1 pseudogene is annotated in these 1,450 nt (G+C 55.2%); it reads left to right on the top strand.

What is annotated here, in order from left to right:
* Positions 1–654 precede the first annotated feature (654 nt).
* A pseudogene (locus tag EOA85_RS35160) lies at positions 655–1,450 on the top strand (calcium-binding protein); the annotation flags it as partial.

Genomic DNA, 1,450 nt, shown 5'->3' with positions numbered 1-1,450 from the left:
GGTTGAGTACCACTCTTGAGACGCGGCTCACCGCCAGATAACCGCTCGCGTCCGACTCCGGCACAGCATATCGCCTCGGCGTGTAGATGCTGTCCATCTTTTCACCATCTATCGGCCCTGCCACATTGTCATCCAGCAGGCGGGTGATCCGGGCAAAGCCCACAAAAGCCTTCCTTGCTTCCTCGTCCGATATCTGGCCCAGAGCCACTCGCAGCAGTATAAACCGTAACCTATGTGTCCAGAATGGACCCCGGCGCCACTTGGCGCACCCGACAGGAGTCGAACGTGCGACCTCTGCCTTCGGAGGGCGAGCGCAATCAACGATCCTTAGTCGTACAAACGACATGGCGACAATATCAGCCGAACACCAAGCGCCTGCGGTTCGGTGCGGCCTTCATCGACGCCTTCCTCACACGAGAGAGCGGCTCTAGAAGCGTTCGGGAAACCAGGCAATCCCAACTGACTGACTATATATCCAACATTGCCATCATCAAGTTTCGCGCAAGTCCCTGCAGTCAAATCGCATGAAAATTGGTGATCCATCCAAGATCAACGATTCTATCAACAGCGTGTCGCTAATTGATTTGGCGCTAATATGGACCGTCGCGTAGGCAGGGATCGGGGCGCTACAGAATCACACGAGGGGATATTCGCATGGCCACGATGCACTACACCTGGGGCGCCTCAGCTGCCCAGGCCAAGGCCTATGGCTTCAATCTGGTTGATCTTCAATATGCGTCATCGGTCAACGCGTTGCCGGATGGCTCGAAAGCCTTGATCTGGCTCGGCGAGAGCAATGGTGTAACCCAGTCGTTTATCGACAAGGTAACGCCTCTCCTCAATAATCCGAAGGTTTTTGGATTTTTTCTGACTGACGAGCCGGATCCCACCGGCAGATATCATACCCAAGTGAGCGCTGCCAATCTGAAGGCGGAATCCGACTGGATCCATTCCCATTTTCCAGGCGCCAAGACGTTCATCACCCTGATGGACATGGGGTCGTACACAGATTCGAACTATTCCAATACCTACAATCCTGCCAACACAGGGATCGATTACTACGGAATAAATCCTTATCCGGTGCGCACGACTGCGGTGGACTTCAACTACATTGATAGAGCTGTGGCTGCGGCGTTGGAAGCAGGCATCCCGCAGAGCGCGATCGTTCCCGTCTATCAGGCGTTTGGCGGCGGCGGCTGGACGACCAATACGGGCGGGTCATATGTCATGCCCACGACGTCCCAGATGCAGACTATGATGGACCACTGGGAAAGGCTGGTACCCAATCCTGCCTTTGACATGGCTTATAAATGGTCCTCTCAGAACGGCGAAACCTCGCTTGGGAACACTCCGGCGATGCAAGACTTTTTCCTGCGACACAACACCAGCACCACGACCCCACCCCCAACCGACGATACGCTCTATGGCACCAGCGGAGCCGATGTACTTC

The sequence above is a fragment of the Mesorhizobium sp. M5C.F.Ca.IN.020.29.1.1 genome (assembly GCF_003997375.1).
Classification (GTDB): Bacteria; Pseudomonadota; Alphaproteobacteria; order Rhizobiales; family Rhizobiaceae; genus Mesorhizobium; species Mesorhizobium wenxiniae.
This window is presented reverse-complemented; position numbering and strand designations above follow the sequence as displayed.